The 6,830-nt window shown below is 62.3% G+C and carries 5 protein-coding genes and 1 tRNA gene; 1 reads left to right on the plus strand and 5 read right to left on the minus strand.

Going from position 1 to position 6,830, the window contains the following annotated elements:
- Nucleotides 1–128: 128 nt before the first annotated feature.
- The 5 genes from VL202_RS20475 to VL202_RS20495 all read right to left on the minus strand — a co-directional run bounded on the left by VL202_RS20475 (nt 129) and on the right by VL202_RS20495 (nt 6,343).
- Nucleotides 129–205: transfer RNA gene (locus VL202_RS20475), tRNA-Arg, on the minus strand.
- Nucleotides 206–406: 201 nt separating this feature from the next.
- A complete protein-coding gene (locus VL202_RS20480) occupies nt 407–1,900 on the minus strand; it encodes a HAMP domain-containing sensor histidine kinase (protein WP_325465920.1) in 1,494 nt (497 codons plus the stop codon).
- A 17-nt stretch (nt 1,901–1,917) separates the two neighbouring features.
- Complete coding sequence (locus tag VL202_RS20485; RefSeq protein ID WP_325465921.1) at nt 1,918–3,363, minus strand: dihydrolipoyl dehydrogenase family protein; 1,446 nt, start codon at nt 3,361–3,363, stop codon at nt 1,918–1,920.
- Nucleotides 3,347–4,156, minus strand: a complete 810-nt coding sequence (locus VL202_RS20490) for a TVP38/TMEM64 family protein (protein WP_325465922.1) — start codon at nt 4,154–4,156, stop codon at nt 3,347–3,349. The genes VL202_RS20485 and VL202_RS20490 overlap by 17 nt, the downstream gene beginning before the upstream one ends.
- A 171-nt stretch (nt 4,157–4,327) precedes the next feature.
- Entirely contained in the window at nt 4,328–6,343 is a 2,016-nt protein-coding gene (locus VL202_RS20495; protein WP_325465923.1) for a methyl-accepting chemotaxis protein, read from the minus strand.
- Nucleotides 6,344–6,757: 414 nt separating this feature from the next.
- On the opposite strand from VL202_RS20495, the gene rpmH reads away from it, so the two are divergent.
- Nucleotides 6,758–6,830, plus strand: a 73-nt coding sequence (rpmH, locus tag VL202_RS20500) for a 50S ribosomal protein L34 (RefSeq protein ID WP_325465924.1), incomplete at its 3' end; no start/stop codon positions are given.

Below are 6,830 nucleotides of genomic sequence, written 5' to 3' on the forward strand. Positions count from 1 at the left end.
CGCAGCGTGTCGAGGTTGCCGACGACGAGGTTCGCATCATGGGATCGAAGTCGGAACTGCTGCGAACGTTGGTCGCCGCTTCAAGCGTAGAAACGGCGGCGTTCGGCGTTCATAGTTCTGTTCTGAAATGGCGCACCCGGAGCGATTCGAACGCCCGACCCCCAGATTCGTAGTCTGGTGCTCTATCCAGCTGAGCTACGGGTGCAACCTGCTGCGGCGATGAACCGCTTGCGTGGCGATCCTCTAAAACGTCCCATCGGGGATTGCAAGCGAATTTGCGCAGAAATATTCTTTTTTGCGCGAAATGTCCGATTATGCCTTTGAATCCGTGGAAAGATTCCTTTCACACAGCTTTCCATATGCCATGGCATGCATCGTTCGCGGCCCGATTTCCAACGGCTGGAGATCAGTGGCGCGCCTTGGAGCGGAAAGCGTCGAGCGGCACCGGGCGGTCGGGCAGTTCGATGCGGAACAGCGTGCCGGGCGTGGCCTTCTCGACAAGCGCGATCGTGCCGCCATGGGCAAGCACCAGTTCGCGGGCAATCGCCAGGCCGAGGCCGGTTCCGCCGGAGCGGGCCGAGCCGCGGAAGGCGGCAAACAGGTTTTCGCGGGCCTTCGGCGCCATGCCGGGGCCGGTATCATCGACGGAGATGCTGACGACACTGCCGGTGCGCATGGCCGAGACGCTGATGGTTCGCGGCAATCCGTTACTGCCATCGTTCATCAGCGCTTGCACCGCGTTGCGGCAGATATTGTGGACGACGCGGAACAGCTGCTCGCTGTCGGCATCGACCTGCAGGTCGTCGGGGATCTGGATATGGAACTCGATACCGGCATTGGGGTCGATCGCCAGCATCTCGCCGACGTCGCTCACCAGCGGTCGCAGACGCAGGAAGCGGCGGTGCGGCTCTGGCTCGGTGGTGCGGCCATAGGAGAGGACCTCGGTCGTATAGCCGACGGCACGGTCGATGGTGCGCAAAAGCGTCGGGGCAAAGCGCTTGACGATCGGATCGTCGACATCGGCGAGGCGGTCGGAGATCAGCTGCGCCGAGGACAGGATATTGCGCATGTCGTGGTTGATCTTGGAGACGGCGAGGCCGAGATCGGCAAGGTTCTTCTGCTGCTTCAGGGTTTTCTGCAATTGCTGCTGCATCGCCGCCAGGTGCTGACCGGCGATCGACAGTTCGTCGCGGCCGGGCGCCGGTTCGAGCACGCGGCCCGGATCCGAGGGTTCGGCGGAAAATTCCTGCATGTTGCCGGTCATCCGGCGGATCGGCACGATCATCAGCCGGTTGATGGCGAGGAAGATCAGCGTTGCGGTGAACAGCGAAATGGCGATCGACAGGAAAAAGACGTTGCGGGAATAGACGAGCATCGCCGTGCGCAGGCTTTTGTCCGACATCACTACCTCGATCACGGCATCGCTGTCGCCGACCGGCCCGTAAATCCGCACGATCTTGTCGCCGCCGAACACCAGCGTGTCGAAGGCATCGCGAATGGCGACAAGCGGCGTCATCGCCGCAACGTCGTATTGCGCATCGATTTCCGGCGGCATGTCCACCGCCGCGATCAGCCGCGATTCCTCCTTGCGGCGCAGGACGATCGCCTTGGTGCCGGTCGCCATCAGGGTTTCTTCCTGCACCAGGCGGGGCAGTTCCACGCCCTGCAGTCCGTCGACGACGACCCCGGCGGCGGCGGCCGTGTTCAGCCGGTCTTCCAGCCAGCGGATACGCATGTTGGCAACCGACGGCACGAAGATCAGCACTTCTGCAAGCATCACGAAGAAGACGGTGAGAAGCAGCAGCTTGCCGGACAGGCCGCGATAGAAACCAGCCTTCGCCAAGTGCGGGCGGATAACGGACGGGTTCGCCGTTGCGGTTTCTGTCGTGTCTGCTGCCATGTCGATGTTCCGTCGCCCTAACCGAAACGCCGCAGAAACCGGATGATCGCCCGGACAAACGGCTTTCGCGTCATCGGCGTATAATAGGCGATGACGGCGCGCTTTCCAATCTCCGTCATCGTCGGATAGGGCGCGATGACATTGCGCACATGCCTGAGCCCCTGGCCGTTGGCGATCACCATTTGCCACATGTTGATCATCTCGGCAGCCCCCGTCCCGACGATGCTGACGCCGAGAACCCGGCCGCCCCGGCCGGCGATGATCTTGATCAGGCCGGTTGTCGCCCGTTCCGCCTGCGCGCGGTCGTTCTCCGAGTAGGGCCAGCGCAGGACATCGACATGGCCGAAACGCCGGCGAGCCTCGTCTTCGCAAAGACCGACTGAGGCGATTTCCGGATCGGTGAAGATGGCGCGCGGAATTATATCGCGGTTTTCCCGCGCCGGCAGCCGGAACAGGATTTCGCGGAGAACCCGCGAGGCGTGATAGCCGGCCATATGGGTGAATTGCGGCCCTCCGGCCACATCGCCGATCGCATAGACGCGCCGGTTGTCGGTGCGCAGGCGCCTGTCCACCGCGATGCCCCTGGCCGTCTCGCGGATGCCGGCCACAGCAAGATCAAGGCCTGCTGTATTGCCGCGACGCCCGGCGGCGAGCAGCACGGTGCTCCCCTCCACCATATGCGCGCCCCTGCCGTTTTCGCATTGCAGCCAGACCCCATGCGCCGTCTGCCCGGCGGCAAGCACATGCGTGTTTTCGAAAAGCGTGATGCCCTCGCCGCGCAGCCGATCGGTGACGATACGCGCCAGTTCCGTATCCTCGCCGGAAAGCGCCTCGCGGACGTCGATGACGGTCACCTTCGCCCCCAGCCTCCTATGCGCCTGCGCCATCTCCAGGCCGACGGGACCTGCTCCGATAATCAGCAGATGCTCCGGCAGGCGCTTGAGGTCGAACAGGCTTTCATTGGTGAGATAATCGAGTTCGGCAAGGCCGGGAATCGGCGGCAGGATGGTGCTGGAGCCGGTGGCGATGACGAAACGGCGGGCGCGGATGGAAAAGCCGCCGGCCTCCACCGTGTCGGCATCGAGAAACCGCGCCTCGGCCTTGATGATCCGCACGCCCATGGCGGTGAAGCGCTCGACCGAATCATTCGGCGCGATCGCGGCGATGACCGATTGTACATGCGCATGCACCTTTTCGAAGTCGATGACCGGCTCGCCGGCGATAACCCCGAAGGCCGCGGCCTCGCGGACCGCATGCGCATGTCTTGCCGCCGCGATCAACGCCTTGGAGGGAACGCAACCGTGGTTCAGGCAATCGCCGCCCATGCGATCGCGCTCGATCAGCACCACCGGCGCACCGAAGGCGGCGGCACCGGCAGCGACCGACAGGCCTGCGGAGCCGCCGCCGATCACGCAAATGTCGGGAGACAGGTTTTTGATCGTGGTTTCAGTTTCTTCCGCCATGGGCAGCCGATCGCTTTTTCTCTCGTACAAATTGCACGATCAGCGGCAGCGCGGCAATGACGGCGAATGCCATCAGGGCGAACGTCATCTCGGGAACGAGAAAATCGGAGAGCATCAGCGGCTGGTCCCTGCCCGCCGCGTCCTCGATGACCCGTTCGCATCCCCGGCCAAGCCAGGTGTAGACGAAGGTCCCGGGAATGATGCCGACGACGGTGGCGGCGGCAAACGTTCGCAGGCTGACGGCGAAGAAGGCCGGCGCGATATTGACGACGAAAAACGGGAAGATCGGCGCCAGGCGCAGGACCAACAGATAGCTGAAGGCATTCTTCGAGAAACCCTGGGCGAAACGGCCAAGAAACGGTCCTGCCCGTTGCCGCAGGATATCACCGAACGCTGTGTGAGCAGCCGCGAACAGCAGGCACGAGCCGACCGTCGCCGCAACGACAACGATGATCCCGCCGGTCAGCCAGCCGAACAGGAAGCCCGCGAAGATCGTCAGCACCGATGCGGCTGGAATGGAAAGCGCGACGACCGCGACATAGACGAGGAAGAACAACGCTGTTGCGCGCAGCGGATAGGCCGCGACGAAATCGTGCAATACCTGCCGCTGGTTCGCCAGCCAGTCGAGCGAGACATATCTGTGCAGGCCCAATCCATAGGCGATGCCGAGCCCGGCGAACAGAAAAAGAAGCGGCGTCATCCGCAAGGCAAGGGAATGCACCGGCTGCGCCGGCAGGTTCTTCACCTCCGTCGTCGCCACTTGGCCTCCCCTGTCGGTATCCTGCTGCTTCATGCCATCCCGTCTCTTCGTTGCCGAGCAGCATTAGTCGGAAAGCGTTGACGGGACCAATAACGAATGATCGCGCTCAAAAACGTCGCCGTGATCGAGAGGCCAAAAGTGCAAAGCCCGCGACGATCGGAGATCGCCGCGGGCTTCTGTTCGGATCGGATACGGAACCCCGGATCAGAATTCTTCCCAATTGTCCCTGGCGACCGCAGCGCTTGCGGCAGCGCCACCACCGCCGAAGGCACGGGCAACGGTGCCCATGATCTTGCGGGCCGGCGATGCGACCGGACGGGTGGTCTCGCGGACCGATGCGACAGCGGCGCGGCGTGCTGTTGCCCCGTCGTCGAGCTTGAAGTGCGAGATCAGGCGCGCCAGGCTGTCAGCTTCGCTGGACAGCTTGTGGGTCGCGGCATTCGCCTCTTCCACCATGGCGGCGTTCTGCTGGGTCACCTGATCCATCTGGTTGACGGCGGTGCTGACTTCGCTCAGGCCCGTCGATTGTTCACGAGCGGCTGTCGCGATCGAATGGATATGATCGTTGATCTTCAGAACCCGCGTTTCGATCTCGCCGAGCACCAGGCCGGTTTCCTGTACCAGCTTGACGCCGGTCGCGACTTCCGAGCCGGACTTCGCGATCAGACCCTTGATATCCTTGGCGGCGCTTGCGGCGCGTTGCGCCAGTTCACGCACTTCCTGGGCGACGACGGCAAAACCCTTGCCTGCGTCACCGGCACGCGCTGCCTCGACGCCGGCGTTCAGCGCCAGCAGGTTGGTCTGGAAGGCGATCTCGTCGATGACATTGGTGATCTGCCCGATTTCACTGGAGGCCTGCTCGATGCGGCCCATGGCGTCGACGGCACTGCGCACGACTTCACCCGACTGCGCGGCACTCTGCTTGGCTTCGGTGACCATGACAGTCGCTTCCTGGGCGCGATCGGTTGAATTGCGGACCGCGACGGTGATCTGTTCGAGAGCCGCCGAGGTTTCCTCGAGAGCCGCGGCCTGCTGTTCCGTCCGCTTGGACAGGTCGTCGGCGGCCGAACGCAGTTCGCTCGAATTGCCGTTGATCGAGTCCGTCGTGGTGCGGACTTCGCGCAGCGTGCTCTGCAGCGTCGACAGCGAGTCGTTGACGTTCTGCTGCAGTTCCGCGAAGGCGCCCTGGAAATTGCCGGACATGTTCTGCGTCAGGTCGCCGACGGCGAGGCTGGCGATGACGCGGCGCGTCTCGTTGATGCCGCTGTTGACGCTGTTGACCAGTTCGTTGACGCTGGCGGCGAACCGGTTGAGGTCGTCGTTGCCATAGTCCTTGTCGATACGCTGGGTGAAATCGCCGGCAACCGCAGCAGAAACCACGACCGCGACGCTCGACTGCAAGTCGGCGCTCTTCTGGCGCAGGCCGTTCTCCTGGGCATTCATCTCGCGGACGGCGAGGCCGTTGCGCTTGAAGATTTCGACGGCGCCCGCCATTTCGCCGATTTCGTCCTTGCGGTCGGCAAAGGGGACGTCGGCATCGAGGTCGCCTTCGGCAAGATGCTTCATCGTACCGGTCAGTTGGAGAATCGGCTGGCTGAGCTTGGTGCCGATATAGACGGCAACACCGGTGCCGATCACGAGACCGAAGCCGGCCGTCAGCAGAACCAGCCAGATCATCTTTTGCTCGATCGAATTGACTTCGACCTGGATTTCATCGAGCGCGGCACGGTCGGTTTCGACGATGGCATCGATCTCTGCCTGGAACGCCTTGCGGTTGGCACGGTTGAGTTCGTTGTTGCCCTGTTCGTTGGCCGCCTGCGGCGAAACTTCCTGGCTCAGTCGCGCTGTTTCGGTGCGGAACGTGCGGAATTCTGCCGCCCGCTTCACCACCGCATCGAAGGCCGGCAGTTGCTCGGCCGGAACAAGTGGGCGCCATTCGGCGAGCAGGACATCGATCTTGTCGAGGTTCTTCGCCAGGCCCTCGGCAAAGCCTGTCGACTTTTCGATTGTCGGCGCAGCGTAGATGCCCCGCGCTTCCATGACGACGGCGGTCACCAGACGGTTGAGATGCTCGCCGTTAAAGGCACGGTCCGAGGCATTGTCAAACTGGACGAGCTTGGTGTTGTACTGGGTGATAACGGTCAGCGCGATACCCGTCACGACCAGTGCAATCATGCTCATCACAGCGACAATAAGGTAAATCTTGCCTCGAATTTTCATTGGTAATGTCTCCTTTGAGCAGCCAGGATGGCGGGAGGTGGCAGCCCGCTGCTCGCACAATGTCGAATGACACTAAGATGCCGATGGTTAACGAAGCGCTTCCCGCACCCGTGAAATTCTAGCCATCGTGCGTTAGGAGTTTGTTTAAGCTTCTACATTAGCACTAGCTCATTGCGGCGAACACTGGAATGCCGCCACGTTACGATGCACGCGCCCCGATATCGGCGAAACGCCCGGAAGTGCGCAAAATCCAGCTTTCCCACGCCAGCAATTGACTTTCGCGGGCCTTTGCACTTATAAGCCGCCCACGTCCGGACAAGTCCCCTTGCCCTGTGCAAAGTCGTGACCGGAACGTAACGCTCCCTTGCTAAGAAGCAAACCCAAGAAGGGCCGCACACCGCGGTATTAAAATAAATGACGAAGCGTACCTATCAACCGTCCAAGCTTGTTCGCAAGCGCCGTCACGGCTTCCGTGCACGTATCGCCA

The organism is Pararhizobium sp. (assembly GCF_035497515.1).
GTDB lineage: Bacteria > Pseudomonadota > Alphaproteobacteria > Rhizobiales > Rhizobiaceae > Pararhizobium.

What these genes read in the sequence shown, in the direction of transcription:
- VL202_RS20490 (WP_325465922.1), bottom strand. Translation starts at nt 4,156, where the DNA reads ATGAAGCAGCAGGATACCGACAGGGGAGGCCAAGTGGCGACGACGGAG.
- VL202_RS20480 (WP_325465920.1), bottom strand. Translation starts at nt 1,900, where the DNA reads ATGGCAGCAGACACGACAGAAACCGCAACGGCGAACCCGTCCGTTATC.
- VL202_RS20485 (WP_325465921.1), bottom strand. Translation starts at nt 3,363, where the DNA reads ATGGCGGAAGAAACTGAAACCACGATCAAAAACCTGTCTCCCGACATT.
- VL202_RS20495 (WP_325465923.1), bottom strand. Translation starts at nt 6,343, where the DNA reads ATGAAAATTCGAGGCAAGATTTACCTTATTGTCGCTGTGATGAGCATG.